This window comes from Meiothermus sp., from assembly GCF_026004115.1.
Taxonomy (GTDB): domain Bacteria; phylum Deinococcota; class Deinococci; order Deinococcales; family Thermaceae; genus Meiothermus.
In genome coordinates this window covers 903,203-916,990 of the sequence record NZ_BPIM01000001.1, presented here as the reverse complement: position 1 = coordinate 916,990, position 13,788 = coordinate 903,203, and the positions used below count along the sequence as shown (strand labels likewise).

General features: G+C 59.5%; 15 protein-coding genes. 10 read left to right on the top strand and 5 right to left on the bottom strand.

Going from position 1 to position 13,788, the window contains the following annotated elements; genetic code table 11:
• Window positions 1-242 precede the first annotated feature (242 nt).
• The 3 genes from Q0X23_RS04315 to Q0X23_RS04305 all read left to right on the top strand — a co-directional run bounded on the left by Q0X23_RS04315 (window position 243) and on the right by Q0X23_RS04305 (window position 2,336).
• Window positions 243-1,223, top strand: coding sequence for an MDR family oxidoreductase (locus tag Q0X23_RS04315; RefSeq protein WP_297859145.1), 981 nt, complete (start codon window positions 243-245; stop codon window positions 1,221-1,223).
• A gap of 61 nt (window positions 1,224-1,284) precedes the next feature.
• Window positions 1,285-1,926 (top strand): lysophospholipid acyltransferase family protein, encoded by a 642-nt coding sequence (locus tag Q0X23_RS04310; protein ID WP_297859144.1) that lies wholly within the window; start codon window positions 1,285-1,287, stop codon window positions 1,924-1,926.
• 107 nt (window positions 1,927-2,033) lie between these two features.
• The gene (locus Q0X23_RS04305) at window positions 2,034-2,336 is read left to right on the top strand and encodes an HU family DNA-binding protein (RefSeq protein WP_119340146.1); all 303 of its coding nucleotides are present in this window, start codon (window positions 2,034-2,036) and stop codon (window positions 2,334-2,336) included.
• Between the two features lie 478 nt (window positions 2,337-2,814).
• Here Q0X23_RS04305 and Q0X23_RS04300 read toward each other — a convergent pair whose 3' ends face one another.
• The 3 genes from Q0X23_RS04300 to Q0X23_RS04290 all read right to left on the bottom strand — a co-directional run bounded on the left by Q0X23_RS04300 (window position 2,815) and on the right by Q0X23_RS04290 (window position 4,993).
• Entirely contained in the window at window positions 2,815-3,258 is a 444-nt protein-coding gene (locus tag Q0X23_RS04300; RefSeq protein WP_297859143.1) for a hypothetical protein, read from the bottom strand.
• A 47-nt stretch (window positions 3,259-3,305) separates the two neighbouring features.
• Window positions 3,306-3,926, bottom strand: coding sequence for a nitroreductase family protein (locus Q0X23_RS04295; protein WP_297859142.1), 621 nt, complete (start codon window positions 3,924-3,926; stop codon window positions 3,306-3,308).
• A gap of 332 nt (window positions 3,927-4,258) precedes the next feature.
• Window positions 4,259-4,993 (bottom strand): pseudouridine synthase, encoded by a 735-nt coding sequence (locus Q0X23_RS04290; protein ID WP_297859141.1) that lies wholly within the window; start codon window positions 4,991-4,993, stop codon window positions 4,259-4,261.
• A gap of 145 nt (window positions 4,994-5,138) precedes the next feature.
• Between Q0X23_RS04290 and hisG the strand changes: the two genes are divergently transcribed.
• Together hisG and Q0X23_RS04280 are read left to right on the top strand one after the other, a co-directional pair.
• Window positions 5,139-5,780, top strand: a complete 642-nt coding sequence (hisG, locus tag Q0X23_RS04285) for an ATP phosphoribosyltransferase (protein WP_297859140.1) — start codon at window positions 5,139-5,141, stop codon at window positions 5,778-5,780.
• A 174-nt stretch (window positions 5,781-5,954) separates the two neighbouring features.
• Window positions 5,955-6,971, top strand: a complete 1,017-nt coding sequence (locus Q0X23_RS04280) for an aldo/keto reductase (RefSeq protein WP_297859139.1) — start codon at window positions 5,955-5,957, stop codon at window positions 6,969-6,971.
• Here Q0X23_RS04280 and Q0X23_RS04275 read toward each other — a convergent pair.
• Window positions 6,968-7,936, bottom strand: a complete 969-nt coding sequence (locus Q0X23_RS04275) for a zinc-binding dehydrogenase (RefSeq protein ID WP_297859138.1) — start codon at window positions 7,934-7,936, stop codon at window positions 6,968-6,970. The genes Q0X23_RS04280 and Q0X23_RS04275 overlap by 4 nt on opposite strands.
• Window positions 7,937-7,968: 32 nt before the next feature.
• Between Q0X23_RS04275 and Q0X23_RS04270 the strand changes: the two genes are divergently transcribed.
• Together Q0X23_RS04270 and Q0X23_RS04265 are read left to right on the top strand one after the other, a co-directional pair.
• Window positions 7,969-8,601, top strand: coding sequence for a TrmH family RNA methyltransferase (locus Q0X23_RS04270; RefSeq protein ID WP_374707443.1), 633 nt, complete (start codon window positions 7,969-7,971; stop codon window positions 8,599-8,601).
• 40 nt (window positions 8,602-8,641) lie between these two features.
• On the top strand, window positions 8,642-9,823 hold the full coding sequence (locus Q0X23_RS04265; RefSeq protein ID WP_297859137.1) for a VanW family protein: 1,182 nt from the start codon (window positions 8,642-8,644) through the stop codon (window positions 9,821-9,823).
• A 273-nt stretch (window positions 9,824-10,096) separates the two neighbouring features.
• On the opposite strand, the gene Q0X23_RS04260 is transcribed toward Q0X23_RS04265, so the two are convergent.
• Window positions 10,097-10,525: an Hsp20/alpha crystallin family protein gene (locus tag Q0X23_RS04260; protein ID WP_297861164.1), complete on the bottom strand. Its 429-nt coding sequence runs from the start codon at window positions 10,523-10,525 to the stop codon at window positions 10,097-10,099.
• A gap of 211 nt (window positions 10,526-10,736) precedes the next feature.
• Here Q0X23_RS04260 and Q0X23_RS04255 point away from each other — a divergent pair, with 211 nt between their 5' ends.
• Genes Q0X23_RS04255 through Q0X23_RS04245 form a run of 3 tightly spaced genes read left to right on the top strand, consistent with a single transcriptional unit; the run spans window position 10,737 to window position 13,758 of the window.
• Window positions 10,737-11,855 carry an NEW3 domain-containing protein gene (locus Q0X23_RS04255; RefSeq protein ID WP_297861163.1) on the top strand — a complete coding sequence of 373 codons (1,119 nt, stop codon included), beginning with the start codon at window positions 10,737-10,739 and terminating at the stop codon, window positions 11,853-11,855.
• Between the two features lie 9 nt (window positions 11,856-11,864).
• Complete coding sequence (locus Q0X23_RS04250) at window positions 11,865-12,794, top strand: ABC transporter ATP-binding protein (RefSeq protein ID WP_297859136.1); 930 nt, start codon at window positions 11,865-11,867, stop codon at window positions 12,792-12,794.
• Window positions 12,784-13,758 carry an ABC transporter permease gene (locus tag Q0X23_RS04245; RefSeq protein WP_297859135.1) on the top strand — a complete coding sequence of 325 codons (975 nt, stop codon included), beginning with the start codon at window positions 12,784-12,786 and terminating at the stop codon, window positions 13,756-13,758. Before Q0X23_RS04250 ends, Q0X23_RS04245 begins: the two co-directional genes overlap by 11 nt.
• Window positions 13,759-13,788 lie beyond the last annotated feature (30 nt).

Genomic DNA, 13,788 nt, shown 5'->3' with positions numbered 1-13,788 from the left:
TCGCCCTCCGCTACGCGGATAACTTCCAAGGGGCGGTATCGCCCTCCGCTACGCGGATAACTTCGGCCCGGTTAGTTCGCCGCCATGCGGCCCCGAACTAACCGGATCTGGTATTAGGGCTTGTGGTGGATGGTGTTTTTGTGCCCGGCTTGAGTCTAACCGCCTTTTGGTAAAGATCAGCGGGTGTTCAGCTTTGGGGCCGTTTCAAGACGCTTCCAGGTGCCATCCTGTATGTTGTTGCCATGCAAACCTTCAAAGCTTTGGTAGTAGAAACCGGCGACCCCTACACGGCCCAGATTCGGCAGGCTTCGGTAGACGAACTGCCCCCCGGCGACGTGCTGGTGCGGGTGGCTTACAGCAGCCTCAACTACAAGGATGGCCTGGCCATTACCGGCGCGGGCAAGGTGATTCGCAGCTTCCCGATGGTTCCCGGCATTGACCTGGCCGGAACGGTGGTGGAGTCGGCGTCGCCGGACTATAAGCCGGGGGATTTGGTGATTCTTACCGGTTGGGGCGTGGGCGAGCGGCACTGGGGTGGGCTTGCGCAACTGGCTAGGGTGCGGGCTGAGTGGCTGGTGCCCCTACCCGATGGGCTCACCTTGCAGCAAGCCATGGGCATCGGCACGGCTGGCTTTACCGCCATGCTGGCGGTGATGGCCCTCGAGGCCCACACCATAGATAAGAACCGCGATGTACTGGTAACCGGCGCGGCAGGGGGTGTAGGCAGCGTGGCTACGGCCCTGCTGGCCCGGCTGGGCTACCGGGTGGTGGCGGCTACGGGCCGCACGAGTGAAGAAGCCTATTTGAAGTCATTGGGAGCTGGTGAAATTTTGCATCGCAGCGTGCTGGCTGCCCCAGCCAAGCCCCTCGAGTCCGAGCGTTTTGGTGGGGCGGTGGATACCGTAGGCGGGGCGGTGCTGGCGGGGGTTTTGCCGCGCATGGCCTATGGCAGCAGTGTAGCGGCCTGTGGCAACGCGGGGGGGGTGAAGCTCGAGACCACTGTCTTCCCCTTCATTCTGCGGGGCGTGAACCTGCTGGGCATTGACTCGGTAATGTGCCCCAGAGAAAAACGCCTTCGGGCCTGGCAACGCCTGGCCCACGACCTGCCCAAGCCCTTCCTGGAAGCGGCCATGCAGACCGTAAGCCTGGAGGAAGTGCCGGGGCTGGCCCCGGCCATTCTGCAAGGCCAGGTGCGGGGGCGGGTGGTGGTGCGGTTGTCCTGAAGCCATGTGGCTTCATGGTCGGATGCCTGGCTTTTGGCTTATTTGCTTATGATGGGATGCCATGTACGAGTATGGTCTGAGGGTCTACTACAACACCAAAGCGCTGGCTAAGGCACTGCTTCAGGTGCTGTTTGGTTTACAGGTAGAAGGTGCGGAGAAAATTCCCAAGGAAGGTCCGGTCATCCTGGCCTCCAACCACATGTCCTTCCTCGACCCGGTGGTGATGGGGGTGGCCTGCCCCAGGGTGGTGAGCTATATGTCACGCGACGATGTGTTCAAATACCCCATCCTGCGCTGGCTTTTGCCACGGCTGTACGTAATACCGGTCTCGAGGGGCGCGGGCGACCTGGGCGCGGTCAAAGCGGCTATTCGTACCCTAAAAAGCGGCATGGCTTTTGGCATTTTCCCAGAGGGGCGCCGTAGCCGTACCGGCTTTATCGAACCCTTCAAGACCGGCACGGCTGCGATTGCCCTGCGCACCAATGCCCCGATCGTCCCTGCTGCCATTATCGGAAGCGATAAGGCCTGGCCGGTGGGCAAGGGGCCCCGCCTGCGGCGGCCCATTCGGGTGGTGTTTGGCGACCCCATTGTCCTGCCCCAAGGAAAGACCGACCACCAGACCTTAGAAGAGGTGACCCGGCAACTCGAGGCCGCCGTGACCGCGCTTTTGCCCCCTGAATATCACAGAAAGCCCACCGTTTAGCCATTCTGTCTAGGGCGAAATGGCTACCAACGTCGCCCTGGTGCTTGCAATTTGGAGATAAGGTGTGATACACTCCGTGCTGAAGGGAAAATAAAGGAGGTAACTGTATGGCAAGAGCTGGATCCAAGAAAACCAGAACCAAAGCCGACCTGATCGACCAGGTAGCCGCGGCCGCCGGCTTGAAGAAAAAAGACGCCAAGGCTGCTGTGGACGCTTTCCTCAGCAAAGTCGAAGATGCGCTCAAGGCCGGTAGCAAAGTGCAATTGACCGGTTTCGGCACCTTTGAAGTGCGCAGCCGCAAGGCCCGTACTGGCGTGAAGCCCGGTACTACCCAAAAGATCAAGATCCCCGCTTCCAAGTATCCTGCCTTCAAACCCGGCAAAGCCCTGAAGGAAACCGTCAAGAAATAAACTTGCAGTCCCTTCCAATAGAGGAGGCTTCGGCCTCCTCTATTGCTTTTTACCGTACCTCACTACAGATTTATACCGGATTCAAAAAGATAATCATCCAAACCAAAGATCCCCCAGAAGCTATCTTTTTGAATCCTAGAGCACACCCCTCCCGAACGGTCGGCGAAGAAAGCGTCTGCCTTCCAGGGGGCGGTATCGCCCTCCGCTACGCGGATAACTTCCAAGGGGCGGTATCGCCCTCCGCTACGCGGATAACTTCGGCCCTGTTAGTTCGCCGCCATCCGGCCCCGAACTAACCGAATCTGGTATTTACACCAAAGCGTAAACCGCTTCAAAAGTGCCTTATCTCAAACTTGTAATTCAAGCCGAAGATTACTGCTGTGCGATACGTATCAGATTCCTCGCTTCGCTCGGAATAACCTACGGCGGAGTTATCAGATTTCATGCACGAAACGCAAAACTGCAAGAAATCAGCTATTCAACCCAAGCGCAACAAGGGCCGCCACCAGGGAATGGCCAGCAACATCAATGCCAGGCTCAGCCCGTACCAGATCAAGGCCTGGCGTTGTTTGAGCAAGGCCTCAGCAGCTTTTTTGACGCGGGTGCTGCCCACATGCGCGAGCACCACTGCTGCCAGCATTAGCACCCAGTGTTCGGCAATGAAGAAGCGGGTCTGGCTATTTTGCATGGCTGCGCCAAGGTTGCCCCATGCGCTTTGTACCAGAGGGCTCAAAAAGAGCAGCAAGATGCCCAGTAACAGTTGCAAATCCATCAAGCCAGTGTAAACCTGGCCGGCCTGGCGATCGGCGGACGCATAGGTGCGGCTCCTGAGCCCGCTCAGGCTTCGATAGATTAGATAAATGGCAGCCAGCAACACCAGCCATCGGGTGATGTTGTGGACGGACAGAAGCAGATCGTACATGCTCTTAGACTAGAGCAAATTTCTCTATAAGAACACCCTTTTTGCTCTTACTGCCACCGCACCACGCGCTCGAGGTCGCGGCGGTGGTGTTCGCGCCCCGCTTCATCCGCAACGCCAATGGGCAACAAGGCCGCAATAGCCACATAGGAAGGCAGGCCCAAAAGTTCCTTAACCCTGGCAGCATTGAAGCCGCCCATCGGCACGGTATCGTAACCAAACGAACGGGCAATCAGCATCAGAAAACCCAGCAAAATAAAGCCCTGGGCCTTGCCCCAGTTTTCCCGTTCTTCATCGCTTTTGCCCTCCCAGGCCTTGCGCATATTGGCGGCTCTGGTTTGCTTTTGCTCTTCGGAAAACCCAGGGTGGAAGATTTCCTCTACCCGCTCGAGGGTGTCCTTCATATCGCTATATACCACCAATACTGCAGGTGCTGAGCTCACCTGGGCCTGGTTGTTGGCAGCTTCGCGCAAGCGCTCCTTGAGTTCGGGGTCTTGCACCACCACCACCCGCCAGGGCTGAAGATTGTTTGAGCTGGGTGCCTTCAGGGCAAGAGCAAGTATTTCTTCCAATTTCTCTTGAGGAATCGGTTCGGGCTTGAACTTGCGGATGCTGCGGCGGGTCAGTACAGCCTCTTTGACCGAAAGAATTCGTTCGCTAACGGCGTCCATATAAAGGCCTACTCTAGCCTATCTTCTGTGGTCAACCATGCCACACTTTACAATTCATAGCGTTTAGAACAGTTGCACCCCATTAGGATGGATCCTAAAAGTTAGTTAATCTCAGCAAAAATCATACCGGATTCAAAAAGACAGTTCACAAAACCAAATAACCCATAGGCTGTCTTTTTGAATCCTAGAGCACACCCCTCCCTGTCGGTCAGCGAAGAAAGCGTCTCCCTTGGTTGGGTTGATTCGTTACCGCTCGGTAATGAATCAACCGAATCTGGTATCAGAGGTGTCAAAGAACTCTTCCTGAAGCGGGTTTCCTGGATATCGTTTTTTTATTCCTGCCACTCCAAACCCACGGCCTCGTATAGAGCACCTATTTCCTCGAGAAGTAGTTTGCGCGATTCTCCCGTAGTTAAGTCGCTGGGAAGGGAGAGCGGCCCAAAAGCAACCCGCTTGAGATAGGTTACCTGGTTGCCCCTGGCGGCAAACATCCGCTTGACCTGGTGAAACTTGCCTTCCCGAATTACCAGCTCCACCTTGTGAGGGTCGGGGCCAATGTGCAGTTCGGCAGGCTGGAGCGGTTCGCCCTCGAGTTCAAGTGTGCCCGATGCAAACACCGCTTCATCTTCGGGCGTGGCCGGGGCGGCCAGCTCGACATAGTAGCGTTTGGCTACCTTCCAGCGCGGGTGGGTCAGGCGGTGTAGCAGTTCACCATCGGTGGTAAGCAGCAAGAGCCCTTCGGTATCCTTGTCCAGGCGGCCTACCGGCATCCAGTCGCTGCGCTGCCATTCCTCGGGCAGCAGGGCGGTGATGGGAATGCCGTCACGGTCTTTGGTGGAGGTAATGTAGCCAGCAGGTTTGTGGAGCATCAGGTAAAAATAAGCCTGGTACTCCAGCAACTCCCCCGCCACCTCGATGCGCGACAAGGCGGGGTCGAACTTGAAGGCCGCGTCGGTGATGGTGTGGCCGTCTATGACAATCAGGCCCGCTCGAGCCAGTCGGTGTATCTCCTTGCGGGTGCCCACCCCCAGGTGTCCCAGCACTTTGTCGAGGCGTTCTTTGGCCATGTTAAACAAAAAACCCCCGCTTTTCGGGGCCTATAAAAGTAATATATCGCCTTATGCGCTATGCGTCAAGGTTATACGAGGCGAATGCGATTTCACCGGGTTTTCCTGATTCACGTGGGTCGGTTTGTGATATAAGAAAGTTCGGATGATAAGGGGACGTTTCGCTCTGGTGGTAGCCCTGCCCAAAGGGCGCAACTTTGCCGATGGTTACAACGCCCTGGCAGCAGCAGGACTGGCCCTACCAACCCTCGAAAACGAGCGGGCTTTGCTGCACGGTCAGGAGGGGGGGGTGGCGATCCTCGAGCTCCGCAACCACGATGTCCCCACCTACGTAGACCTGGGCATTGCCGATGTCGGCGTGGTAGGCAACGACGTACTCCTGGAGTCGGGGCGCGATGTATACGAGCCCGTAGACCTGGGCACAGGGGCCTGCCGCCTCTCGCTGATTCGCCACCCCCAGGCCACCGGCCCCATCCGCCGCATTGCCACCAAGTATCCGCGCTTTACTGCCCAAGTCTTGCGCGAACGGGGTTTAGTCGCCGACATCATCGAACTCACGGGTAACGTTGAACTGGCTGCTCTTACCGAGCTGGCCGATGCCGTGGTGGATGTGGTGCAGACTGGGGCCACCCTGCGGGCGGCGGGTCTGGTGGAGCTCGAGGTGCTGGCCCACTCCACCGCCCGTTTCATCGTGAACCGGCAGTCGCTCAAGCTCAAGCGCGATCTGCTGCGCCCGCTCATCGAACGCTTGCGGGCCAATGCCCATACCCTGCCAGCCTCCACCTGACCGAAGAGGATCTTGTTGATGGACAAACACCCCTACGGTGTGGAGGCGGATGTACTTCATGTACTGCGCTGCTGAAGAACGAGCTGCACTAGATACAAGCTCATCGCAAGGCCGTTCTGGGTATATCAGCCAGTGCCCTTTACCAAGAACACGGCCGACGTAGAATCGAACCCTATGAGCTACCGTAGACTGGGAAAATCCGGCCTGTTTGTTCACCCTATCGCCCTCGGCACCATGCAGTTTGGCTGGACCGCCGACGAGCCCACGGCTTTTGCCATTATGGACGCCTTTGTGGAAGCGGGGGGTAATCTCATTGACACCGCCGATATCTACACCACCTGGGCTGCCGGCAACCCCGGCGGGGTTTCGGAGGAAATTATTGGTCGCTGGCTCAAGAGCCGGGGGCTGCGTGACCGGGTGATTGTGGCCACCAAGGTGCGCGGGGCCATGGGGCCCGGCGGTTCCGAAGGGCGCAACCATCCCTTGCAACGCGAAGGTCTATCGCGAGCCTGGGTTATGCGGGCTGTGGAGGACAGCCTGCGCCGCTTGCAGGTGGACTACATAGACCTCTATCAGGTGCACTGGATAGACAACCAGGTTCCCATCGAAGAAACCCTCTCGGCCCTAACCGACCTGGTACGCAGGGGCTACGTGCGCTACATCGGCTGCTCCAATTTCTCGGCCTGGCGCTTGATGCAGGCTTTGTGGGCCTCGGACAAGCATGGCCTGGAAAGCTTTGTTTCCATCCAGCCCGAGTACAGCCTGGCCATGCCCACCCGCATGAACTTCGAGCGGGAACTGGCCAGGGTGTGCGAAACCTACGGTCTGGGGGTGATTCCCTACAGCCCCCTGGCCGGTGGCTTCCTGACCGGTAAGTATCGCCGCGACCAGCCCCTGCCCGAAAGCGTGCGGGCCCAGGGCATTGCTAGTGGGCGCTTTAGCGAGCAGAACTGGAAGATCCTGGACAAAATCCTGGAAATCGCTCAGCAGCATGGGGTACACCCGGCGCAGATAGCGCTGGCCTGGCTGCTCTCGCGCCCTTTCATGACCGCGCCCATCATTGGGGCCAACAGCGTGCAACAACTCCAAGACCTGATGCCTGCGGTTCGCCTGCAGTTGAGCCCGGAGGAGATAGCTGCGCTGGCCGAAGTGTCGAGCTGGCCCCTTTCGCGCACCGAGCGGGAGGTTTAGGGATACAGGAGAATTTTACCCATGCTCTGGCGGTTCTCCATCAGGGCGTGGGCTTTGGGGGCTTCTTCCATTTTGAACCGGGCCCCAATTTCTAGCCGAATTTTCCCGGCCTCTAGCAGCTCAAACACCGCTTCCACCGTGGGCCTTAGCAGCTCGGGTCGGCTGCGCCGGTAGTGTCCGCTGCTGTAGCCGATGACCGCCTTGGTCTGGCGGTGCAGGGGGCGGGTTTCGAAGGTTCCAGCCTGTCCGCTGGCGTGCCCATACACCACCAGTCGGCCAAAGGGGGCCAGACACTGCATTCCCTGATTGAAGACCTCGCCGGCCACCGAGTCCAGGATCAGGTCGGCGCCTTGTTGCTGGGTGAGACCCAGTACCTTTTCCGCAAAGCCATCGTAGTCCAAAACTTCATCGGCTCCCAGGTTGCGCACAAACCCGGCCTTGGCTGAGCTGCCCACGGTTCCGAAGACCCGTCCGGCGCCCAGTGCATTGGCTATCTGTACCGCCAGACTCCCCACCCCTCCAGCAGCGGCGTGTACCAGCACGGTCTCACCTTTTTGTAGCCGCCCGGCCCAGGTCAGGGTGTTGTAGGCCGTGACCAGCGCGGTGAGGCCCGACACCGCCTCGTCGGGCAGCTCGGGGGGAACCGGGTAGGCGAGTACCGCTTTTGCAACCACCTTTTCGGCATACGAACCCCCGGCGGCAAACGCCGCCACCCGTTGCCCTACCTGCAGGCCTTCCACCCCTTCTCCCAGCGCCTCTACGATTCCGACTGCATCCAGCCCAGGGATGAAGGGCGGGGGCGAGCCCGCCTCGTAGCCCCCCCGCCGGGCCTGCACATCGGCGTAGTTAAGGCTCGTGAGGGTGGTGCGTACCAACACTTCGCCCGCTTTGGGGCTGGGGTCGGGCACTTCCTGATAGCGCAGGGTTTCGGGGGGGCCGTTTTGCTCAACCACAATGGCTTTCATGGTGCTATTTTGGCACGTTACAATAAACCCTCGTGACGCCGGAGCGCCTTGCCAAAATGCGTGCGGTGCTGGATAAGCGCCAGCCCGACCTGACGGTGCTCCTGGAACGGGTGCACAAGCCCCATAACTTCTCGGCCATCCTGCGCTCCTGCGATGCGGTAGGAGTGCTGGAGGCCAACGCAATTCCCGCTAAGCACGGCATTCCCGACCTGGAAGGAGCCGATGGCCTGAGCCTGGAGGGCAAAACCTACAACGAGACCTCTGGCTCGGCGGCCAAATGGGTGGGGCTGCACCTTCATGAAGGCACCGCCTCGGCTTTTACCCATCTGAGGGCGCGCGGGTTTCAGGTGCTGGCTGCGCATTTTTCTGAGCGGGCCGTGGACTACCGCGTGGCCGACTACACCCGCCCGACCTGTATCCTGCTGGGTACCGAAAAGTGGGGGGTTTCGCCCGAAGCCGCCGAACTATCGGACGGGCATATCCAGATTCCCATGATGGGCATGGTGCAGAGCCTGAATGTGTCGGTAGCGGCGGCGGTGATCCTCTTTGAGGCCCAGCGGCAGCGCCTACAGGCGGGGTTTTATGAACAGCCCCGCCTTTCACCAGAGCACTACGAGGCTGTGCTGCGAAGCTGGGTAGCTCGGCATGAGCGGGGTCGGGGCTAGTTTGCACAGCTTTTGAATGCTTTATGTCCTAAAGTAAGGTATGCGAAAAACCATTCTCGCTGCTTTTTTCTGGATTTCTCTGGCGTGGGCGGGGCCAGATGGCATTTACTATGCCTTGGAGAACCGCATTGAAAAAGGCCAGATCGTCACCATTGGCACCCCTCAGCGCATCAAGATTGGCGGGGTGGGCCAGCTTGAAACTCTGTTGACCAAAGCCGCCCGACCTGCGCGGGAGGCCCGCTGGTTCTACGACGAGGCCCTGAAGGACTGGGTACTCGCCGACCAGATGGGCCACAGCTTTGCGGTTGCCGAGGCCAAAAAACGCTACCTCGAGGCCCTCAGCAACAAGCAGGACGAATTTATCCTGCCGGTCTCCCACACCCTTCACCCCAAAGGCGCCCCCTACTACTACAACCTGGGCATCCGTCAGCTCTTGGCCGAGGCCACCACCTCCTTTGCCGGTTCCTCCTACGAACGCCGCTACAACATCACCCTGGGAGCCAGCCGCCTGAACGGGGTGCAGATTGCCCCCGGCGAGACCTTTTCCTTTGCTAAAGCCATGGGCGAGGTCTCCGAGCGCACCGGCTTCAAAAAAGCCTTTGTGATCTCCGGCGAACAAACCGTGGAGGGCGTGGGCGGGGGCATGTGTCAGGTCTCTACCACCCTTTTCCGCTCGGCCTACTTCTCCGGGCTGCCCATTGTGCAGCGCCGCCCGCACAGCTACCAGGTGCGCTACTATCAGCCTACCGGCCTCGATGCAGCAGTGTTTCTGCCCGCCCTCGACCTCCGGTTCAAAAACGACACCCCCGGCTACCTGCTCATCCAGAGCAGCGTCAGCGGCAGCCGCCTCACCTTCCGCGTGTTCGGCACCAAAGACCGAGAGGTGACCTGGAGCAACCCGGTTACCATTAGCCGCACCCCGGCCCCGCCCACCCGCTTTATCGTGAGCCCCGAGCTACCCGCCCAGCGCTTTGTGCAGGTGGATTGGGCCGCCGAGGGGGCCACGGTGAACGTTTACCGCACCATCCGCTTTGCAAGCGGTAAGGTGACCAGGGACACCCTGACCAGCACCTACCGTCCCTGGGGTGCGGTCTGGCTGGTGGGGGAGGGTACCCGCCTGCGCTCGGGTCGGGTGATTACCGCCGCCACCGACGACGCACCCGACAACCACGGCTACCGCTTGCCCACCCAGACCGCCCTGCGCCCAGCCAGCAACCGCTAGACAAATCCGGGTAACCTGGCGAGCCGATATCGGGCAATTTACTGCCCCTATCGCGCTCTTCGCTGGCGCGGCCACCCGCGAAAATGAGAATGCGTCTGGGCCAGGTTAGCCACGTAGTGGCTCACTCCCTGGCAGACGCATGTGATGCACCCCACCTGTGGGCCGGGCCCGGCCCACGGGCGCTTGGGTCTCGAGTTTTCAGGCGGCCGCTGTTTTGTTCAGGACAAAGGATTTTTGGGTCCCGAATGACTCGATTTTCGTCGAGACGCTCTATTACGCCGAGCTAATAGCGATTTTACGTACCCGGGCCTGCTCGACTTTGGGCAGGGTCAGGCGCAGCAGACCATCGGTAATGGTGGCCTGAATCTTGTCTACCTCAACCGAAGCAGGCAGGGTAAGGCTTTGAACGAAGCTTCCCCGCGGCAATCCGCGCGACCAATAGCGGCGTTCCTCGGCGTTCTGGGTCTCGGGGTAAGTGCCGCGAATGGTAAGCTGGTTGCCCTCCAGGCGAACCTCGAGGTCATCCTTGCGCAGGCCGGGTACAGCCATCTCAAGTACCAGGCTGTCTCCAGTTTCGTAGAGGTCATAAGGATACCTGCTCGTCAGCGGGCTGCCTAGAGAGGTGGTTACCTCGTTCCAGAGCCGGTCAAATTCTTGGAAGAAGTCGTTTGTAGTTGAGAGATTCCAGCTCCGCAGAGGCATGGTCTGAACAGGTGTGTTCCGAACAATCTCCAGCATACTGAAACCTCCTTTCGTAGGGCGGGCTGTTCCCTACAATCACAAAATATAAAACTTGAGCGTTACTTTGTCAAGTATTGTTATGGTTCTAATGCATATTTCATGTTTCTGGCCTAGATTCACAGTTGAAAAAAACTTGGCCTGGAGGTGAAACGTGCCACGCCTGATTGCGTTAATGCTTCTGCTGACGAGCCTGGGCCTCGCCCAGGGTTACCGGGGTCTGGCTCTGTACACACCTTATCCTTCCCAAAGTGTGCGCGTGGGAGAAACCATAAACCTGCCCATTACCCTCAAGGGCTATAGTCTGCCGCCCCAAACCGTCCAGGTGCGGCTCACCGAGTCGGCACAGGGCTGGAAGGCCAGCCTGCTGGGTGGAGGCCGGGTCGTGAGTGCGGTCTATGTGTTGCCCGACGGAGAACAAAGCCTTTCCCTGCGCCTCGAACCCCCCCAGAACGTGCGACCCGGCACCTATCGCTTCAGGTTAATCGCCGAGGGCAGTGGGGTACGGGCCGAGTTGCCGATTGCACTCACGCTGGGTCAGGTACTACCCAAACGGCTCTCCCTCGAGTCCGAGCTTCCGGTGCTTAAAGGCACCCCCACCGCCAGCTTTCGCTATCGTGTCATCCTCAAAAACGAAAGCGACCAAGACCTGCTGACCAACCTGGAGGCCGAGGCCCCGGAAAACTTCCGGGTCAGCTTCAGCACCGCTTTTGGCGGCCAGGAGGTCAACAGCTTGCCCCTAAAGGCCGGAGAAACCAAAGATCTTGATGTTCAGGTCACGCCTCCGCGGCAGGTAGAAGCCAAGGTGTATGCCGTTACCCTGCGTGCATTGGCAGGGGAAGCCAAGGCTGAACTGGTCGTGAACCTGGACATCACCGGCCAAACCGAGCTTAGCCTCACCACCCCCGAGGGGCGGCTTTCTGGGCGGGCCTATGCAGGCCGAGAAAACCCCATCAAGCTGGTGGTCAAGAACACCGGCAGCGCACCGGCAGAAAACCTCGAGTTCTCGGCCAGTGAGCCATCGGGTTGGGAAGTCAAGTTTGAACCCGACAAAATCGAGAAGCTGGCCCCGGGGGGCGAGTCGGAGGTCACGGCTAAAATCAAGCCGTCTCCTCGAGCTGTAGCAGGCGACTATATGCTCACCCTGAGGACATCTGCGGGTAGCGCCCAGGCCTCGGCCGATTACCGGGTTACGGTGCAGACCTCTACTTTATGGGGTCTGGTGGGGGTGGCCTTGATCGCGGTGGCGGTTGGGGCAGTGGGCTTTGCCGTTTCGCGCTTTGGACGCCGTTAGGGAGGCCCTATGGTCATAGAGACCCAAGGCCTGACCAAGCGCTATGGCAAGGTGGTAGCGGTAGATGGACTCGACCTGCGCATCGAGGCGGGGGAAGTCTACGGCCTTTTAGGCCCCAACGGCTCCGGTAAAACCACAACCATCCTCATGCTGTTGGGGCTGACCGAGCCCAGCGCTGGAACGGTGCGGGTGCTGGGGCTCGACCCTACCCGCGAGCCCCTTTCTCTCAAAAAACAGGTGGGCTACCTTCCCGACTCGGTGGGTTTTTATAACGAGATGACAGCCTGGGAGAACCTCGCTTATACCGCCCGCCTCAATGGTCTGCCTCGAGACCTGTCCAGGATCCGCATTGAACGGGTGCTGCAGCGCATGGGCCTGGCCGAGGTGGCCCATCGCCCGGTCAGCGCGTTTTCCCGGGGTATGCGCCAGCGCCTGGGGCTGGCTGAGGTGCTCCTCAAAGAGCCCCGGGTGGTTGTTTTAGACGAGCCTACCCTGGGCCTCGATCCTGAGGCGGCGCAAGAGTTCTTGAAAATGATCCAGAGCCTGAAGGCCGAGGGAATAACGGTGCTGCTTTCCTCGCACCTGCTACACCAAGTGCAGACCATCTGCGACCGGGTGGGGCTTTTCCACAAAGGGAAACTGGTACTGGAGGGGCGGGTAGAAGAGCTGGCCCAGCGGATTTTGGGGGGTGCGTACCGGATTCGCCTCGAGGCCACCCCTTTGGATGGCCTGGTAGAACGTTTGCAAGCCTTGCCAGAGATAAGCCGGGTTCAAACCGATACCCGCGGGCTCAGGCTGGAGGCCAGCCAGGACATCCGGCCCCAGGTGGCCCGCACCGTGCTCGAGGCCGGGGCAGCCCTCCATAGCCTCTTGTTGGAGCAACCCAGTCTAGACGAGGTCTACGCCCGTTACTTCCAGGAGGTACGCCATGCAGCCTAGTCCCAACAAACTTCGGCGTGAAGGATCGCCTTGGACGGGGTTATGGGCGGTCTTTTTCAAGGAAATGGCCGACCACCTCAGCAGTACCCGGATGCGAATCCTGGAGGTGCTGATCCTGTTCTCGGCGGTGGGTGCGGTCTACGCAGGGGCTCAAACCCTGCGCCAAACCATCAGCGAAGACCCCTTTCTGCTGCTGAGGGTTTTTACCGCTGCCCAGGATCCTTTACCCTCGTTTGTAGCTTTTTTGAGCTTCTTCTTACCCCTCGCAGCTATTGCCCTGGGCTTCGATGCCATTAACGGCGAGTATAACCGCAACACCCTTTCGCGCATCCTCGCCCAGCCCATCTACCGCGATGCCCTTTTGTGGGGTAAGTTTTTGGCCGGACTGGCCACCCTGGCTTTGATTTTGCTGGCCCTGTTTTTGCTGGTGGTGGGCCTGGGTCTGGTTTTTCTGGGTGTTCCTCCCGGAAGCGAGGAAGTCGGACGGGCCTTGCTCTTCTTGCTGGCTACACTGGCTTATACCGGGGTTTGGCTGGGTGTTGCCCTGGTCACCTCGGTGCTTTTCCGTAGCGCGGCCACCTCGGCACTGGCGGCCATAGCAGTCTGGCTTTTTTTTGCCCTGTTCTGGGGCATCATAGCCCAGCTTCTGGCTCAGGCTGTAGCCCCTTTCGACCCATTTGACCCCGAGAGTGAGCTGCGCCAGACTGAAGCCCTGCTGGCTTTCTCCCGTCTTTCACCCAACACCCTGTACGCTGAGGCCATCCAGGTCCTCCTGAACCCTGGGGTACGGAGCCTGGGCCCGGTGCTGATTACTCAACTGCAGGGGGCTTTGCTGGGTTCACCCCTCCCCATAGGTCAGAGTTTCTTACTGGCCTGGCCCCAGCTGACAGGCCTAATCGCGCTTACCTTGCTGCTGTTTGCCCTGGCCTATGTGCTTTTCCAGCGGCGGGAAGTGCGGGCTTAGGGCGCTGCTTCACAAAAATTGAACCATCCA

Bases quoted from the DNA above. Each gene is read 5' to 3' on its own strand.
- Q0X23_RS04315 (WP_297859145.1), top strand. From the start codon at position 243: ATGCAAACCTTCAAAGCTTTGGTAGTAGAAACCGGCGACCCCTACACG.
- Q0X23_RS04310 (WP_297859144.1), top strand. From the start codon at position 1,285: ATGTACGAGTATGGTCTGAGGGTCTACTACAACACCAAAGCGCTGGCT.
- Q0X23_RS04305 (WP_119340146.1), top strand. From the start codon at position 2,034: ATGGCAAGAGCTGGATCCAAGAAAACCAGAACCAAAGCCGACCTGATC.
- Q0X23_RS04300 (WP_297859143.1), bottom strand. From the start codon at position 3,258: ATGTACGATCTGCTTCTGTCCGTCCACAACATCACCCGATGGCTGGTG.
- Q0X23_RS04295 (WP_297859142.1), bottom strand. From the start codon at position 3,926: ATGGACGCCGTTAGCGAACGAATTCTTTCGGTCAAAGAGGCTGTACTG.
- Q0X23_RS04290 (WP_297859141.1), bottom strand. From the start codon at position 4,993: ATGGCCAAAGAACGCCTCGACAAAGTGCTGGGACACCTGGGGGTGGGC.
- hisG (WP_297859140.1), top strand. From the start codon at position 5,139: ATGATAAGGGGACGTTTCGCTCTGGTGGTAGCCCTGCCCAAAGGGCGC.
- Q0X23_RS04280 (WP_297859139.1), top strand. From the start codon at position 5,955: ATGAGCTACCGTAGACTGGGAAAATCCGGCCTGTTTGTTCACCCTATC.
- Q0X23_RS04275 (WP_297859138.1), bottom strand. From the start codon at position 7,936: ATGAAAGCCATTGTGGTTGAGCAAAACGGCCCCCCCGAAACCCTGCGC.
- Q0X23_RS04265 (WP_297859137.1), top strand. From the start codon at position 8,642: ATGCGAAAAACCATTCTCGCTGCTTTTTTCTGGATTTCTCTGGCGTGG.
- Q0X23_RS04260 (WP_297861164.1), bottom strand. From the start codon at position 10,525: ATGCCTCTGCGGAGCTGGAATCTCTCAACTACAAACGACTTCTTCCAA.
- Q0X23_RS04255 (WP_297861163.1), top strand. From the start codon at position 10,737: ATGCTTCTGCTGACGAGCCTGGGCCTCGCCCAGGGTTACCGGGGTCTG.
- Q0X23_RS04250 (WP_297859136.1), top strand. From the start codon at position 11,865: ATGGTCATAGAGACCCAAGGCCTGACCAAGCGCTATGGCAAGGTGGTA.
- Q0X23_RS04245 (WP_297859135.1), top strand. From the start codon at position 12,784: ATGCAGCCTAGTCCCAACAAACTTCGGCGTGAAGGATCGCCTTGGACG.